The following is a 16,314-nucleotide window of genomic DNA, read 5'->3' on the forward strand; positions in this document are numbered from 1 at the left end:
GAAGCAAGCCTTGCATGAAGAACTGCTCGACTTGATCAGAACGGCAATCAGGATCTCGTCGAATTCGCACGCGAAGCTACTTGAGGCTGCTTCACCCAAGTCAGCTCCATGAGGCCTGCTGACCAAATCGAAGATGTCGATGCCGATGAAACCACCGGGCCTAATTTCAAGATGTGCTTGAAGCAGGTCTCGCAGGCTAATCGCGCTCGGCCGCCAAGACCTCAACCGCCAGATCGATTCCGGGATCGGTTCCACGTGTCGGACGAGGTCAGTATGGCCTGGAGCTAGCCTGCACCCGCGGTGACAAAAAAAGAAGGTTCAGCTCCTCTGACGTGGTAAAAGCCGCGCCGCCGTCGCGCATTGCAGTACCGGTCGCAGATGCCGAGACCACGGCGCTCGTCAAGCGGCGCGGTCGAGATAAGCGTCAAATGCGGCAGCGACAGCTCGAAGCACAAAGCGGTGCTCCTGCCGTACGCGGACGAAACCCTTGTTAATGTCCACGATTCCGTCCTCGGCCAACATCGCCAAGCGCTCAGCTGAATCGACAAAGAGGATCGGATCAAATCCGTGAGCGGCGCAGATTGCCGGCACGTCCGCCTCTAAATTGCACATGAGCCGCTCGATGATCTCGGCTCGCACACGATCTTCGCAGGTGAGACGGTAGCCCCGTGATGTCGCCAGGCGGCCAGCCGCGATGTCTCGGCAGTACGAAACCTGAACGACTTCGTTCTGGATATATCCTTCGCCGAGACGACCGATTGCCGACGCGCCGAAGCCGATCAGGGTTTGGCAGGTGTCGGCCGAGTAACCCAGGGAATTGCGCCGCAGACGTCCGGATCTCTGCGCCAGCGCGAGCTCGTCATCAGGCAAGGCGAAATGGTCGAGCCCAATCTGGCGATACCCGGCGGCAACCAGCGTTTCGGCCACGGCCGCTGCCTGTTCAGCGCGGGCAGCCACGTCCGGCAGTGCTGTCTCATCGATCAGGCGCTGATTTTTTCTGTAGGAAGGAACGTGCGCGTAACCGAACACCGCAAGCCGGTCGGGGCGCATCATGACTGCTGTCGTTGCGCTCTGAACACAGGACGGCACCGTTTGATGCGGGAGACCGTACATGAGGTCGAAATTGATGCGGCCTACTTTATGCCGGCGCAGGTTCTCGACGACAGCCGTCACCTCGGCCTCACTCTGCACTCGATTGATCGCCTTTTGGACGATGGGATCGAAGCTCTGCACGCCGAGGCTCGCGCGGGTCACCTCCGCTGCTTCCAAGGCTTCGGCCATTTCCGTGGTGAACGTGCGCGGGTCGATCTCGACAGCGACGGTAGCCGCTTTCTTGAACGCGAAGCGTCGGCGCAGGAGTTCCATTAGGGCGAGAAACTCCGCCGGCGGCATGATGGTCGGCGTTCCGCCGCCGAAATGCACGTCGCTTACGGGCAGCGCCTGCGGCGCTTGCACCGCAACGAAATGGATTTCCGCACGTAGCATCGCCAGGTAATCGACGATCGACGCATCCCGACGAGTGATGCTGGTAGGAAAGCCGCAATACCAGCACATTGACCGACAGAATGGAACATGGAGATAGAGCGACACAGCATCGTCAGCTGGCAGGACTTTGAGCCATTCCTCGCAGACCTTGGCGCCGACCGCTTCGGAAAACTCCGGTACAGTTGGGTAGATCGTGTACCAAGGCAGGCGGGCATCATAATATTTTGTATGGAGGGAGGTCGGCGGCGTGATGCTGGCTGACTTTCGTCGCCACTCGGACCGAAAGGATGTCCAGTTCCCTCGCGCCCTCTCTCCTTGGATCGAATGCGATCCCGCGCCCAGGAAGCTTTTTTCGCCTTCAGCCATCGCCGATTTCCGCCATCTGAATGCCATTCGGCAATGCCGGCCGCCTTTCAAGCAAGGACGTTCAATAATCATGCCGATTGCGCCGCCGAGATCGACAGACAGATTTCGCGAGACTTCTCAGTTGACTGGCCTTCGACTGAACAAGAACCGTCGAACAAAAGTTGTCGCGCGTTCGACAAAAACGACAGAGTTGTCGGCAATCACTTTCACCGGCCTGCGCTGGCGACGACCACCCGTGGGACAATAGCCATACTTGGCCGACACATTCGGAGGACTGGGACAATGTCCATTTCGCTCGAAACGTTGAAGAAAGCCGCGGGACCACTGGAAGTGCCGAAGACGAACTCGATCGATGAGCCGTTATCCGCCATCTCGCATGTCGTTTGACGACACGATCACGAATCGTTGCCACGCCAATCCGCTTCGGTTCTCCTCGCTGAAATAGATAATTTGCAACAATGCGGCTAGCGACGACGTGGCCGGTAAATTTGGACCGGCCCGTTTCTTGCAAAAATCTCCCGTGACTGAGCCGGTTGCCAATCCGGACGATTGTATAGGGGACCGGATTGCTGGAGGAGCGCGATGGCAACTGCTGAAACCTTCTATGATGTCATTCGCCGCCAGGGCATCACCCGGCGCAGCTTCACCAAATTCTGCAGCCTGACGGCCGCGAGCCTTGGCTTCGGTCCGGGTACGGCGACCGCCATCGCCGAAGCGCTCGAGACCAAGGAACGCGTGCCCGTCATCTGGATGCATGGGCTCGAATGCACCTGCTGCTCGGAGAGCTTCATCCGTTCGGCCCATCCGTTGGTAAAGGATGTCGTGCTGTCGATGATCTCGCTCGATTACGATGACATGATTATGGCCGCTGCCGGCCATCAGGCCGAGGCCATTCTCGAGGAAACCAAGGCAAGGTATAAGGGCAAGTACATCCTGGCCGTCGAAGGCAACGCGCCGCTCAACGAGAACGGCATGTTCTGCATCGACGGTGGACGGCCATTCGTCGAGAAACTGAAGTGGATGGCAGAGGATGCGAGGGCGGTGATCGCCTGGGGCACCTGTGCCTCGTGGGGCTGCGTACAGGCGGCGCAACCGAACCCAACCCAGGCGACCCCGATCGACAAGGTAATCCGCGGCATGCCGATCATCAAGGTTCCCGGCTGTCCCCCGATCGCCGAGGTGATGACCGGCGTCGTCACCTTCATCACCACGTTCGACAAGCTGCCCGAACTCGACCGTCAGGGGCGGCCGAAGATGTTCTATTCGCAGCGCATCCACGACAAATGTTATCGCCGCCCGCATTTCGACGCCGGGCAGTTCGTGGATGAGTGGGACGACGAGGGCGCGCGCAAGGGCTACTGTCTGTACAAGACGGGCTGCAAGGGGCCGACGACCTATAACGCCTGTTCCACGGTGCGCTGGAACGAAGGCGTCTCGTTCCCGATCCAGTCGGGCCATGGCTGCATCGGTTGCTCCGAGAAAGGCTTCTGGGACCAAGGTAGTTTCTATGACCGGCTGACCAACTTGCACCAGTTCGGCATCGAGGCCAATGCCGACAAGATCGGCTTGACCGCTGCGGGGGTCGTCGGTGGTGCAATCGCCGCGCATGCCGCTGTAACTGTCGTCAAGCGCGTAACCACGAAGCGCGAAGCCGACGGATAACGCTCAGGCCAGGAAACACCACCATGAAGATCGAAACACCAAACGGCTTCACGCTGGACAATTCCGGCAAGCGCATCGTCGTCGATCCCGTCACCCGCATCGAGGGCCATATGCGGATCGAGGTCAATGTCGACGAGAACAATATCATCCGCAACGCCGTGTCGACCGGCACCATGTGGCGCGGCATCGAGGTCATCCTCAAGAACCGCGATCCGCGCGACGCATGGGCGTTCACCGAGCGCATCTGTGGCGTGTGCACGGGCACGCACGCCTTGACATCGGTGCGAGCGGTGGAAAACGCCCTCGGCATCACCATTCCCGAAAACGCCAATTCCATCCGCAACCTCATGCAGCTTGCCCTGCAGGTGCATGACCACGTGGTGCACTTCTATCACTTGCACGCCCTCGACTGGGTGGACGTGCTCTCGTCGCTCTCGGCCGATCCCAAGGCGACGTCGGCGCTGGCACAGTCGGTATCCGACTGGCCGCTCTCCTCGCCGGGTTATTTCAAGGACATCCAGACGCGGCTCAAGAAATTCGTTGAGTCGGGTCAGCCCGGTCCGTTCAAGAACGGCTATTGGGGCAACGTTTCCTACAAACTGCCGCCGGAGGCAAACCTGATGGCGTTGGCGCACTATCTCGAGGCGCTCGATTTCCAGAAGGAGATCGTCAAGATCCACGCGATCTTCGGTGGGAAGAACCCGCATCCGAACTGGCTCGTCGGTGGCGTGCCCTGTCCGATCAATATTGACGGGACCGGTGGCGTCGGCGCCATCAACATGGAACGGCTGAATGTGGTCACCTCGGTCATCGACCAACTGATCGAGTTCAACGACAAAGTCTACGTCCCCGACATCATGGCCATCGGCTCCTTCTACAAGGACTGGCTCTATGGCGGCGGCCTCTCCGGCAAGAATGTGCTTGCCTATGGCGACGTGCCGGAGCACGCCAACGACTATTCGGATGCGAGCCTAAAGTTGCCGCGGGGCGCGATTATCAACGGCAATCTCGCGGAAGTGCATCCGGTGGACCATGCCGATCCCGAGGAGATCCAGGAGTTTGTGACCCACTCCTGGTACAAATATCCTGACGAGAGCGAAGGCCTGCATCCCTGGGATGGCGTCACCGAGCCGCATTACGAGCTCGGGCCCAACGCCAGGGGCACCAAGACCAATATCGAGCAGCTTGACGAGGCCACGAAATATTCCTGGATCAAAGCGCCGCGCTGGCGCGGCCATGCCATGGAGGTCGGGCCGCTCGCTCGCTGGGTCATTGGCTATGCCCAGAACGAGGCCGCGTTCAAGGATCCAGTCGACAAGGTGCTCAAGGATCTCGGCCTGCCGGTATCGGCGCTCTTCTCGACGCTCGGCCGCACTGCCGCCCGCGCGCTCGAATCGAGCTGGGCCGGCCACCAGATGCGCTACTTCCAGAACAAGCTGATCGCCAACATCAGGGCCGGCGACTCCTCCACGGCCCATGTCGACAAGTGGAAGCCGGAGACGTGGCCCAAAAAGGTCAGGGGCGTCGGCTTCACGGAGGCGCCGCGCGGTGCGCTCGCGCACTGGATCAAGATCAGGGACGGCAGGATCGAAAATTACCAGTGTGTCGTTCCCACGACATGGAACGCCAGTCCACGTGATCCGGCTGGCAACATCGGCGCCTTCGAGGCGTCGCTGATGGATACGCCGATGTCCGACCCCGCTCAGCCGCTTGAAATCCTCAGGATCATCCATTCCTTCGATCCGTGCCTGGCATGCTCGACCCATGTCATGAGCCCGGACGGGCAGGAGATGACCAGCATCCAGGTCCGCTGAGGAGGTTCGGTAATGACGATCCATCAATCCCTCGCCGCCGACTCCGGCAGCGAAAAGACCGTCGAGCAGAGCGTCTACTTCTACCAAGCGCCGGTGCGCCTGTGGCACTGGGGCAACGCCTTTTCGATCCTGACACTCGCTCTGACCGGCTATTTCATAGGCTCGCCGCTGCCGTCCGTGTCCGGCGAGGCGAGCGCCAACTACCTGATGGGCGATATCCGCTTCATCCACTTCGCGGTGGCGCAAATCCTTTCGGTGCTTCTGATCCTGCGGCTCTATTGGGTCTTCGTGGGTAACGTGCATGCCCGCCAGATCTTCTACGTGCCCATGCGCGGCCGTTTCTGGAAGGAATGTTTGCATGAAGTGCGCTGGTACATGTTCATGGCCCGCCAGCCGAAGAGACATGTCGGCCATAAGCCGCTGGCGCGGCTCACCATGTTCTTCATGTTTACTTTGCCGCTGCTCTTCATGGTGATCACTGGCTTTGCGCTCTACAGCGAAGGCGCCGGCCGCGACAGTTGGGAATATGCGCTTTTCGGCTGGGTGTTCTCGATCTGGCCGAATAGCCAGGAGATCCACACCCTCCATCATCTCGGCATGTGGGTCATACTCGTCTTCGTGATCGTCCACATCTATGTGGCGGTACGCGAGGACATCATCAGTCGGCAAAGCATCGTCTCGTCGATGATTTCGGGCGAACGGCTCTTCAACGATGTGGAGGACTAGACGGTTGCTCCATCGTCAACCGGGCATTCGCCCCGCGCCCCGCGTTCTCGTGCTCGGAATCGGCAATATCCTGTGGGCCGACGAGGGATTCGGCGTGCGTGCGGTCGAGGCCTTCCACAAGGCCTACGTAGTGCCTGCCAACGTCACCATCCTCGACGGCGGCACGCAGGGCCTTCACGTGGTTCAGTTCGTCAACGAGCACGATCGGCTCGTCGTCTTCGACGCCATCGACTACGGCCTCGTGCCAGGCACGATGAAGGTGGTGGAGGACGATGACGTGCCGAAATTTACGAACGCCAAAAAAATGAGCCTACACCAGACCGGCTTCCAGGAAGTGCTGAGCGCGGCAGACCTCATGGGGCACTACCCCGAGCGCCTGACCCTGATCGGTTGCCAGCCGCTTGATCTCGAAGACTGGGGCGGTCCGCTGACGGCGCCGGTCAGGGCCGTCATTCCAGCGGCCGTCGAAACCGCCGTCCGGATATTGCGGGACTGGGGCGTCGCGGTTGCCCTAAGGCGGGAGGGAGCGGCGGTTCCGCCGCTCCTCGAAAACGATATCGACCTTGAAAACTATGAGCGCTGTGCCGAACCGGCCGCGTCGAATTAGGAGGAGGGATCCCCCATCGCCCGCTTGCTGCGCTGTGCCGGCGCGCCTCTGCTTGCCGGCTGCGCATCTCTTAAGCGTGGGCCTGTTGGGACTCGCACGGGCCAGTCCCGAACCGCATCACCAGATTTTGCAAGATCGGAATGACGGAGAAGGAGCATCATGTGCATCGGCATTCCCATGCGGGTCGTCTCCGCGAACGAGTTCGTGGCGCAGTGCGAGCGTCATGGCGCAATATCCTCGATCTCCCTTTTGCTTGTCGGCCCTCAGGTGTCGGGAACCCATGTCCTCACTCATCTTGGCTCCGCCATCCGCGTGCTTGATGCCGAAGAGGCCCGCGCGATCGACGACGCGCTTGCCGGCCTCGCCGAAGCGAGCGAAGCCCGCGCCTTCGAGACGCTTTTTGCCGATCTCGTTTCTCGCGAGCCCGAATTGCCGCTCCATCTTCGCACCGAGTGAAAAGAACACTTCCAAACTGGAAATTCGACGTTCCGGCCGATTGTCGCTTTTCCCTGCTTTCCTCAGTCTGGCACGTCGCTTGCAAACCATCCTTCGCAACATCCTGCGTGCTGATTTGTGAAGGAGACAATGCCATTTACGTTGACCTGCACCGCGAGCGAGCGGGCGCTATCCGTTCCCGACAACACCAACATCGATGCCTCCTCTCCCGCCGGAGAGCGAATCCGACAACCTCATGCTGTTCTGGCCGAAGGTCGAGGTCACTCATGCCGGCAAGGAGGTAGCGCAATGAAGGCCGGTTTTTGGTCGCACCGGGAGCTGAGGGAGCGGCGATGACAGTGATAGGCACTGAACCGCCCCGCAAGCTCAATTTCCTCGCGACAAGCAACGCCGAGGAACTGATCCGTCGATGTTGGAAGACAGCGCTGCTCCTGCCGGAGCTCGCCAATGCGCTTGCGGTTCACAAGGCTGACCGGCCAGGCCGGCTGTTCGACATCACCGACTATCCCGAGGACGACAGGGAACTGATCGCCCATATGCTCGGTGAGGGCGAGGTTGCCGGTGTCGCGATGCTGGAGAACGGCATCACCGCTCAGATGCAGGAGGCTGTCATGGCGGGCGTCTGGCGGATCCGCTTCACCGCCGCCGGAGACCGCCTCGTTGGCGACTATATCGAGGTGGGGAGCGTTCCCGCCGCTGTCAGGCGGGCCTCTTCAAGACTACCGGTTTCGATCGGCCACGGCGCTGCGCCGGCAGGCGCGATGAATGTCATGCCCGTGCTCACTGAGATCAGCGACCGCATCACCCACCATCGCGACGGGGATCCGGCCCATGTCATCAACTTCTTGCTCTTCCCCATGAGCCCGGAAGACATGGCCTTCCTGCAATATTCACTGGGTGTCGGTCCGGTGCGGCTCACCTCGCGCGGATACGGAACGTGCCGCATCGTCGCGACCGGCACACGCAATGTCTGGTCGCTCCAGTCCTATAACGCCATGGGCACTATCATCCTCGATACGCTCGAGATCTGCGACATACCCTCGGCCGCCATAGCCGCCGAGGAGGATTTCCATGACTCGGCGGTGCGGCTGAGCGAGATGGAGGAGGTCTATTTCAAATGAGCGCCTTCGACAACTTCGGCAAGTGCGAGACCGTATCTGGCGATCGGATGGAACGCGGTATCTGCGGGCATGTCTATGATCCCGCAGCAGACCACCGGGTCTCGCACATCCCATCGCCGTTTGCCGACCTGCCGGAGGAATGGCGCTATCCGAATTGCGATGCGCCGCAAAGGTTCAAGAGGCTGGGCGATGATGGCTGACAGCACCAAGGGAGCCAAGCCCACTCCGGCGCTTGCACTCGGCCAACGGTTCGAAGTCTGCTATCGACACATTCACGCCACCGCCATGACTGACGTGCCGATCTGCAATCCCGCACTCACAGTGGCGGCTACAGGCTTCCGGACCTATCACGGCCGCGCCTTCGGTATTGTGACCACGCCATGGTTCATGAATCTCGTGGCTGTGGATCTGCCTGACGGGGCACCTTCCGCGCCTGCCGCCACGGGCACGACCCTCAGTATCGGTCTGCCCGCGGGCGAAGTCGAATTCATCGCTGGCCGGCTCGATGCGATCGGCCGCGTCGATTCTTGCGCGCTGCTTTCGCCGCTCTTCGAATTCGCTACGATGGAGGCGGCGCTGGAAATGGCGGAGGAGGCCGCCCGCGCCTTCTTCGATCCCGCCATGCTCGAGCCGGCGTCGGAACCACTCGGTGTCGTCAACCGGCGGGACGTGTTGCGCGGGCATTTCAGCAGGCGCGAAGAGGCGTTGCAATGACGTTCCTTGGCGGTCCAGGCACGATCAGGATCGAGGTGACGGTGTCGCGCGCAGTTGCTTGTTCCGTCGCAGTTAAAGCGAGCCGCCCGCAGAGGCTAACTCGTATGTTCGTCGGCCGTAGGCCGGAGGAGGCGCCCAGACTCGCGCGGCGGGTGTTTTCGCTCTGTGGCTTTTCGCAATCGGTTGCCTCCAGGCTTGCTGTCCTCAATGCAGCGGATCTGCCGATGGGTGAAGAGGAGCGCGCCGCCGCCGCCGCAGGTCTGCACGCGGAACGGATCTTCGAAACACTGCGGGCGCTGATCCTCCATTGGCCGTCGCCATTGCCCGCCGAGTTCGCGGCGGCCGCCGGCGGATATCTGCGAGAGGTACTGGCCGCCTCACAGGCGATCATTGCGGAGGCGAGTAACGGTAAGATCAATCCCCAACATCTCGCTTCGGCGATCGCTCGCCTCTGCTCGGCGACTGCGGCGATGGGAATTTCCGGCCCTGGCGACGTGCCAGTGTCGGGATCGGTCTGCGCAGCAATGCTGAAAGATATAGACGATGATCGCGTTTTCGCTGGCCGGAGACCCGATGCGCTAACGGTCGAGGATGATCCGGAGGTCATCGCCCGGCTTTGCGATGAACCCGACTACACGAGCCTGCCGCATCTTCCCGGCCGGGCTGTCGAGACGGGAGCCTACGCCCGGCGCGCAGCGGCGGGAGCTTCCGCGGGCTCCCACCTCGCGCAGCGGTTTCTGGCCCGGATCGGCGATGTCAGGTTCTGCCTCGGGCAACTAACAGCTCTCGCCCGTAATGGTGAAGATGACTGGGCAACGCTCGCCTGCGGTGCGCAGACGCCGGGCGCGGGCGGTTACGGCGCCGTGGAATGCGCGCGCGGCCGGCTCTATCATCAAGCAGAGATAGGGGACGACGGCAGGCTTTCAGCCTATCGCATCCTTGCCCCGACAGAATGGAACTTTCACCCGGCCGGCCCTTTCGTCGAAACTCTTCTGTGGTCGCGGATCGGCTCGGACGACTCCGCCGCCAGGTCTGTCTCCCGCCTCGCCGTTCTGTTCGACCCTTGCGTGGCTATCGAAGTTGCGATCCATGAGGCCGCCCATGCATGAAATGTCATTGATGGAAAGTGTGATCGAGATCATCTGCGAGACCGCACGGCTGAACGGCGCAAGGCGGGTCAAGTCGGTCCGTCTCGATGTCGGCGTACTGAGCCACGTCGATCCCGACGCGTTGCTCTTCTGTTACGAAGCGGTGCGGCACGGCACGCTCGCGGGTCGCGCGAAGCTCGAGATCAACCGCATCGCCGGCAAGGGCTGGTGCCTCGATTGCAGCAAGACAGTTGCTTTGAAGGAGCGGTTCGGCGCCTGCCCGCACTGCGGGCGCCATCGCGTGCAAATGACGGCAGGCGACGAATTGAAAATCAGGGACATGGAGGTCAGTTGATGTGTGCAGTATGCGGTTGCGGGACATCGCCTGTCGAAGGCCACAAGCACGAGGCGGGCAGCCATGGTCATGGCCACGGCGGAGGGCTCGACGATGACCATCATCACCACCATGGTCACGATCATCATTCTCACGATCATCACAACCGCGACGGCGAGCATGATCACCATCATGCAGAGGACGGCTCGGTCCACTGCCGCCAGGGCATCGCCGGCGTGCATGTTCCTGGCATGGGCCGGGAACGGATCATCCAGGTCGAGAGGGAGATCCTCTCCAAGAACGACGCCTATGCCACCGAAAATAGGAGGTATTTCGTACGCCAGGGCGTTTTCGCGCTCAACTTCGTCTCCAGCCCGGGCTCGGGCAAGACCAGCCTGCTTGTGCGAACGATAAGCGAGCTCAAGGAACGTGTTACGATCAACGTCATCGAAGGCGACCAACAGACCTCGAATGACGCGGCCCGCATTCGCGAGACAGGCGCCCGCGCAGTTCAGATCAACACCGGCAAGGGCTGCCATCTCGACGCCCATATGGTCGGCCACGCGGTCGAGGACCTCGCGCCTGAGCCGGGCTCTGTGCTCTTCATCGAGAACGTCGGTAATCTCGTCTGTCCCGCCGCTTTCGATCTTGGCGAGGCTCACAAGGTCGTGGTGCTCTCGCTCACCGAGGGCGAGGACAAGCCGCTCAAATATCCCGACATGTTCGCCGCCGCTGACCTGATGATCCTCAATAAGGCGGACCTGCTCCCGCATCTCGACTTCGATGTCGGGCTCTGCATCACCAACGCGCTGCTCGTCAATCCGCGGCTGCAGACGCTGATTGTCTCCGCCCGCACGGGCGAGGGGATGGAGGCCCTATACGGCTGGCTTGAAGCATCCGCTGTGCGGCAGGACAAGCGACCGAAGGTGGTGTGAACAATGGCGCGGGTGGTCGCACGACCGATCGAAAGCCGGGTCCGGCGGCTGCGGCTGCGCGTGCGCGGCACCGTGCAGGGCGTCGGCTTCCGGCCTTTCGTCTATAGGCTCGCGCGCGAGATGCGGCTCTCCGGATTTGTCCTTAATGACAGCGAGGGCGTGCTGATCGAAATCGAGGGCTTGGACCCAGGCCGCTTCCCCGAGGCGATCCGCACCCAGGCTCCGCCGCTTGCCCGCATCGATGCTGTGGACGTACGGGAGCTGGCGCCGGCCGGCGGCGATCGGTTCGAGATCCTCGATAGCCTCACCGGCACGAGTGCGACTCGTATCGGCGCCGACGCCGCGGTTTGCGAGGAATGCCGGCGGGAGCTCACGGATCCGGGGAGCCGGTTTTTTGGCTATCCCTTCGTCAACTGTACCCAATGCGGGCCGCGCTTCACCATAACCCGCGCGCTTCCTTATGACCGCGCCCAGACCTCGATGGCCTCGTTTTCGATGTGTGATGCCTGCGCGGCGGACTATATCGACCCTGAAAGCCGTCGCTTCCACGCCGAACCGGTTGCTTGTCCTGAGTGCGGTCCGAGGCTCGGCCATCCAGTCGCGGAGTTGGCGGCGCGGCTCGAAGGCGGCGCTATCATCGCACTAAAGGGGGTCGGCGGGTTCCACCTGCTGTGCGATGCGCGCAACGATGCGGCGATCGCTCTCCTCAGGCGGCGCAAGGCCCGCGACGAGAAGCCCTTTGCCGTCATGGTGCGGGATATCGCGGCGGCACGGCAGCTGGCGCAGCTGACGGATGCCGAAGAGGTGTTGCTGACTTCGCCGGCAAGCCCGATCGTTCTGGTAGAGGCCATTGCCGGCGAACTCTCCAATCTCGTTGCTCCCGGGCTGGGGCGGATAGGCCTTATTCTGGCCTACGCACCGGCGCACCTCCTCCTGTTCGATGAACTCTCCCGTCATTCGCCGAACTGTCCCCCTGCGCTGGTCGCGACCAGCGCCAACCCCGGCGGCGAGCCGCTCGTTGCCGATAATGCGGATGCCGAACTGCGCCTTTCCGCGATCGCCGATCTGATCGTCACCCATGACCGCGATATCGTCGCCCGCGCCGACGACTCCGTCATGCAAGTTGTTGACGGCGCGCCCGCCTTCATCCGCCGCGCCCGCGGCTTCGTGCCAGAGCCCGTCGACCTCGGAGCGGACGGACCTTCCGTGATCGCCACCGGTACGGACCTAAAGAACACCGTCTGCGTCACCCGCGGTCGCGAGGCGTTTCTGTCGCAACATGTGGGCGGCCTCGACAATGCCGAGGCGATACGCTTCCAACGCGAGGCGACTACCCATCTCTGTTCGATCCTTGATGTGAAGTTGGAATTCGCGGTCTCCGACCTGCATCCGGATTTCCGCTCGGTGCGGATGGCGGAGAGCTTCGGCCTGCCGGTGATACCGGTCCAGCACCATCTCGCTCATGTCGCCGCAGTGGCGGCGGAGCATCGACTCGCCGGACCGGTTCTCGGGCTTGCGCTTGACGGCCACGGTCTTGGCACCGACGGCAGCAGTTGGGGAGGCGAGATGCTTGCGGTCGAGGGACATCGCTGGCTTCGCGCCGGATCGCTCATGCCGCTACCGCTGCCGGGTGGCGACCGTGCGGCGCGCGAATCCTGGCGCATGGGGGTCGCGGCGCTTCAGGCGGCGGACCGCATCGACCTCGCGCGGGCGCTCTGGCTCGCTCATTCCGGCGTGGCGCAGTTGGCGGCGACGTTCAGCCGTGGCATGCGGACCCCGGTTACGAGCAGCCTCGGTAGGCTCTTCGACGCCGCCGCAGCGATATCGGGTGTTTGTCTCGTCCAGACCTATGAGGGGCAGACCGCGATGGAATTCGAGGCGCTGGTCCGGGCGCCGCACTGCCTGCCCGGCGGGTATGCCATCAACGATGGGGTGCTCGACTTCCGGCCGCTCATCCTGCATTTGGCAGAGGCAGGGATGTGCGGCGTCGAAGCCGCCGACCTTTTCCACGGCACGCTGATTGCCGGTCTCGCGGATTGGGGGGCCATGGGCGCGGCAAGCTTCGGCACGCGGCAGGTTGCGCTCGGCGGCGGATGTATGATGAACCGCGTCCTTGCGACGGGTCTGGCGCCGGCGCTGCGCGAGCGCGGCCTTAAACCGTATTTGCCACGTCTGGCGCCGGCCAATGACGGCGGCGTTGCGCTTGGCCAAGCCGCCCACGCGCGGCAGGTTATCATGGCCAAACGTGCATCGGAGGAGCAGAGCCCAACATGTGCCTAGCCATACCGGTCGAGGTCAAGGAAGTGCTGCCCGACGATATGGCGAGCGTCACGCTTGACGGTGTCTTGAAGATCATCTCGACGGCGTTGATCGACGATGTCCGGCCGGGTGACTACGTCATCCTCCATGTCGGCTATGCGCTGACGAAGATTAATCCTGAGGAGGCCGAGCGAACGCTGGCGCTGATCCATGAAGCCGCGATGGGTAATGCGACATGAAGTATATCGACGAATATCGCAATGGAAGGCTCGCCCGCGATATTGCCCGTCAGATCGCGTCGACTGCGGATCCAGGTCGCTCCTACCATTTGATGGAGTTCTGCGGTGGGCACACGCACGTGATCTCCCGCTACGGGCTTGAGGATTTGCTGCCCGACAATGTCCGGATGGTCCACGGCCCGGGCTGTCCTGTTTGCGTGCTGCCGATCGGCCGGATCGGCGCGGCGATCGCGCTCGCGATGCGTTCCGATATCACGCTCTGCACCTATGGCGACTTGATGCGCGTGCGGGATAAGAACGGGTGGAGCCTGCTCAAGGCCAAGGCGGCCGGTGCCGATGTGCGCATGGTCTACTCGACCCTCGACGCGCTGAAGATCGCCGAAGCCGAGCCGCAGCGCGAGGTGGTGCTCTTCGCAATCGGCTTCGAGACTACGACGCCGCCAACCGCTCTCGCGCTCAAGACGGCGATCGCCAAAGGATTGGGCAATTTCTCTATCTTCTGCAACCATGTCGTGACCCCGGCGGCGATCCACAGCATCCTGGAAAGTCCGGATGTCCGCAAGCTCGGTACGATCAAGATCGATGGCTTCGTCGGCCCAGCCCATGTCAGCGCTGTGATCGGCACAAAGGCCTATGAATTCTTCGCCGAGGAATTCCGCAAACCAGTCGTGGTGGCCGGCTTCGAGCCACTCGATGTCCTCCAGGCGGTCCTGATGCTCGTGCGCCAGATCAACGACGGCAGGCACGTGGTCGAAAACCAGTATATCCGCGCGGTGACCAGACTTGGCAATGTGAAGGCCCAGGAGGAGATCGCGAATTTCTTCGAGCTGCGCGAGAGCTTCGAATGGCGGGGCCTCGGCGAGTTGCCTTTGAGCGGCCTGCGGCTCCGGCCACGGTATGCGGCCTATGATGCCGAAAAGCGCTATTCGATGGTGACCTTCAAGGCCGAGGACAATCAGGCCTGCGAATGCGGCTCCATTCTGCGCGGCGCGAAGAAACCTGCCGACTGCAAGCTGTTCGCCACGGTCTGCACGCCCGATACGCCGATGGGATCCTGCATGGTTTCGTCGGAAGGCGCCTGCGCCGCACACTGGACCTATGGCCGCTTCCGCACGAAGGCGCGGCAATCGAATGCCGGGAGGGCGATCGCATGAACATCATGGTAGAGGCGTACCGCCAAAAGCTCGACGTTGCGAACGGGCGGGTCGATCTCTCCCATGGCGCCGGCGGACGTGCAATGGGACAGCTCATAGAGGGTATCTTTCACAAGGCTTTCGACAACATCTGGTTGCGCGCGGGCAACGACCAATCGGCCTTCACCGTTCCGGGCGGACGCATGGTCATGAGCACTGACGGCTATGTCGTCTCGCCGCTGTTCTTTCCCGGCGGGAATATTGGCTCGCTCGCCGCGCACGGCACGATCAACGATATCGCCATGGCCGCTGCCCGACCGCTCTATCTGTCGGCGAGCTTCATCATCGAGGAGGGTTTCCCGCTCGCCGATCTCGAACGTATCGCCGAAAGCATGGGATTGGCTTCCCGCGAGGCCGGTGTGCCGATAATCACCGGGGATACCAAGGTCGTCGAGCGCGGCAAAGCCGACGGTGTCTTCATTTCGACGTCCGCGGTCGGCATTGTGCCGGACGGGCTCGATCTCAGCGTCGATGCCGCCCGGCCGGGCGATGCGGTTATCCTCTCCGGCTCGATCGGTGATCATGGCATCGCGGTGATGTCGAAACGCGAGAACCTGGAATTCGATGCGGCGGTCGTCTCCGACAGCGCCGCGCTGCACGGGCTGGTGGCCGAGATGGTCGAGGCCGGCAGCAGGCATATCCGGCTGATGCGCGATCCCACGCGTGGCGGCCTCGCCGCGACGCTTAACGAAATCGCCAGCCAGTCAAAGGTCGGCTTCCATATTGACGAGGAAGCCATCCCCGTCAAACGGGAGGTGGCCGCGGCCTGCGAATTGCTTGGGCTCGATCCGCTCAATGTCGCCAACGAGGGCAAGCTTGTCGCCGTCGCCGCGCCAGAAGGCGCAAAAGCAATTCTGGCCGCGATGCGTGGACATCCCCTCGGGCGCGAGGCGGCGCTGATCGGACATGTCGTGGCTGACGACGATTGCTTCGTTGAGATGTCGACCTCCTTCGGCGGCAGCCGGATCATCGACTGGCTGTCGGGCGAGCAATTGCCCAGGATCTGCTGAGAGAGGCGGATGGGCATACTGCTTTCTGCGACGGCTTCAATTCTTTGTCAGAGCCGCCGCATGTCCACTTGCGAGACGCTCGGTCATCAGCGCGTCGAGCGAGCAGATTGAGGTCAACGCACCTCGAAACGCATTACCGTGCATCCATGGCGTGAATGGGTGTGATCCAAAGAATCAATTTTTCCAATCAGTCGAGTGCTATTAGAAAGCGCATCTAACCAGATCAAGCGCATCGCGGTGGACCGATCATTGGTACGAAACTTCTACCAGCCGGCATTTCGTCGGCGTCACGATTGACGACAGCA

The 16,314-nt window shown here is 62.1% G+C and carries 16 protein-coding genes; 15 read left to right on the plus strand and 1 reads right to left on the minus strand.

The window, feature by feature from the left end:
* Positions 1-399 precede the first annotated feature (399 nt).
* A complete protein-coding gene (hemN, locus tag QN222_RS18860) occupies positions 400-1,851 on the minus strand; it encodes an oxygen-independent coproporphyrinogen III oxidase (protein ID WP_283964520.1) in 1,452 nt (483 codons plus the stop codon).
* Between the two features lie 582 nt (positions 1,852-2,433).
* Here hemN and QN222_RS18865 point away from each other — a divergent pair.
* The 15 genes from QN222_RS18865 to hypE all read left to right on the plus strand — a co-directional run bounded on the left by QN222_RS18865 (position 2,434) and on the right by hypE (position 16,009).
* Positions 2,434-3,513, plus strand: a complete 1,080-nt coding sequence (locus tag QN222_RS18865; RefSeq protein ID WP_283964521.1) for a hydrogenase small subunit — start codon at positions 2,434-2,436, stop codon at positions 3,511-3,513.
* 23 nt (positions 3,514-3,536) lie between these two features.
* Complete coding sequence (locus QN222_RS18870; protein WP_283964522.1) at positions 3,537-5,327, plus strand: nickel-dependent hydrogenase large subunit; 1,791 nt, start codon at positions 3,537-3,539, stop codon at positions 5,325-5,327.
* A gap of 12 nt (positions 5,328-5,339) precedes the next feature.
* On the plus strand, positions 5,340-6,053 hold the full coding sequence (gene cybH / locus QN222_RS18875) for a Ni/Fe-hydrogenase, b-type cytochrome subunit (RefSeq protein ID WP_283964523.1): 714 nt from the start codon (positions 5,340-5,342) through the stop codon (positions 6,051-6,053).
* Between the two features lie 4 nt (positions 6,054-6,057).
* A complete protein-coding gene (locus tag QN222_RS18880) occupies positions 6,058-6,660 on the plus strand; it encodes a HyaD/HybD family hydrogenase maturation endopeptidase (protein ID WP_283964524.1) in 603 nt (200 codons plus the stop codon).
* Between the two features lie 159 nt (positions 6,661-6,819).
* Positions 6,820-7,116: a HypC/HybG/HupF family hydrogenase formation chaperone gene (locus QN222_RS18885; protein ID WP_283964525.1), complete on the plus strand. Its 297-nt coding sequence runs from the start codon at positions 6,820-6,822 to the stop codon at positions 7,114-7,116.
* A gap of 332 nt (positions 7,117-7,448) precedes the next feature.
* The gene (locus QN222_RS18890; RefSeq protein WP_283964526.1) at positions 7,449-8,237 is read left to right on the plus strand and encodes a hydrogenase expression/formation protein; all 789 of its coding nucleotides are present in this window, start codon (positions 7,449-7,451) and stop codon (positions 8,235-8,237) included.
* Positions 8,234-8,437: a rubredoxin gene (locus tag QN222_RS18895; protein ID WP_283964527.1), complete on the plus strand. Its 204-nt coding sequence runs from the start codon at positions 8,234-8,236 to the stop codon at positions 8,435-8,437. The genes QN222_RS18890 and QN222_RS18895 overlap by 4 nt, the downstream gene beginning before the upstream one ends.
* Positions 8,427-8,951, plus strand: coding sequence for a [NiFe]-hydrogenase assembly chaperone HybE (gene hybE, locus QN222_RS18900; RefSeq protein ID WP_283964528.1), 525 nt, complete (start codon positions 8,427-8,429; stop codon positions 8,949-8,951). Before QN222_RS18895 ends, hybE begins: the two co-directional genes overlap by 11 nt.
* Complete coding sequence (locus QN222_RS18905; RefSeq protein WP_284005548.1) at positions 8,948-10,060, plus strand: nickel-dependent hydrogenase large subunit; 1,113 nt, start codon at positions 8,948-8,950, stop codon at positions 10,058-10,060. Before hybE ends, QN222_RS18905 begins: the two co-directional genes overlap by 4 nt.
* Positions 10,053-10,394, plus strand: a complete 342-nt coding sequence (hypA, locus tag QN222_RS18910; protein ID WP_284005549.1) for a hydrogenase maturation nickel metallochaperone HypA — start codon at positions 10,053-10,055, stop codon at positions 10,392-10,394. The genes QN222_RS18905 and hypA overlap by 8 nt, the downstream gene beginning before the upstream one ends.
* Positions 10,394-11,308 carry a hydrogenase nickel incorporation protein HypB gene (gene hypB, locus QN222_RS18915; protein WP_283965670.1) on the plus strand — a complete coding sequence of 305 codons (915 nt, stop codon included), beginning with the start codon at positions 10,394-10,396 and terminating at the stop codon, positions 11,306-11,308. Before hypA ends, hypB begins: the two co-directional genes overlap by 1 nt.
* Before the next feature lie 3 nt (positions 11,309-11,311).
* Positions 11,312-13,588 (plus strand): carbamoyltransferase HypF, encoded by a 2,277-nt coding sequence (gene hypF / locus QN222_RS18920; protein WP_283965671.1) that lies wholly within the window; start codon positions 11,312-11,314, stop codon positions 13,586-13,588.
* Complete coding sequence (locus tag QN222_RS18925; protein ID WP_283965672.1) at positions 13,579-13,806, plus strand: HypC/HybG/HupF family hydrogenase formation chaperone; 228 nt, start codon at positions 13,579-13,581, stop codon at positions 13,804-13,806. Before hypF ends, QN222_RS18925 begins: the two co-directional genes overlap by 10 nt.
* Positions 13,803-14,960, plus strand: a complete 1,158-nt coding sequence (gene hypD, locus QN222_RS18930) for a hydrogenase formation protein HypD (protein ID WP_283965673.1) — start codon at positions 13,803-13,805, stop codon at positions 14,958-14,960. Before QN222_RS18925 ends, hypD begins: the two co-directional genes overlap by 4 nt.
* Entirely contained in the window at positions 14,957-16,009 is a 1,053-nt protein-coding gene (gene hypE, locus QN222_RS18935; RefSeq protein ID WP_283965674.1) for a hydrogenase expression/formation protein HypE, read from the plus strand. The genes hypD and hypE overlap by 4 nt, the downstream gene beginning before the upstream one ends.
* Positions 16,010-16,314 lie beyond the last annotated feature (305 nt).

This window comes from Sinorhizobium sp. 6-70, from assembly GCF_030124375.1.
GTDB lineage: Bacteria > Pseudomonadota > Alphaproteobacteria > Rhizobiales > Rhizobiaceae > Sinorhizobium.